1 pseudogene is annotated in these 285 nt (G+C 50.2%); it reads left to right on the top strand.

From position 1 onward, the window contains the following. Positions 1-285 (top strand): annotated as a pseudogene (locus LZP73_RS20615) (transposase); the annotation flags it as partial.

The raw sequence follows: 285 nt of genomic DNA, 5'->3' as shown, positions 1-285 counted from the left end.
ACATTTGCCGGCGTTACGGCATTGCCCAAGGCACCTTTTATCGCTGGAAATCCAAGTACGGTGGCATGGAAGTTAGCGACGCCAAGCGCCTGAAAGAACTGGAAAGCGAAAACACTAAGCTGAAAAAGCTATTGGCTGAAGCCATGTTGGATAATGCCGTGTTGAAAGATGTCGTCTCAAAAAAGTGGTGACGCCAGCGGCTAAAAAAGCCGTGGTTAGTCTGGCGAAGACAATACACAACCTGAGTGAGAGACGGGCCTGCCTGCTGTTTTGCATCAGCAGGAC

The organism is Shewanella sp. AS16 (genome assembly GCF_021412365.1).
GTDB lineage: Bacteria > Pseudomonadota > Gammaproteobacteria > Enterobacterales > Shewanellaceae > Shewanella > Shewanella salipaludis.
This window is presented reverse-complemented; position numbering and strand designations above follow the sequence as displayed.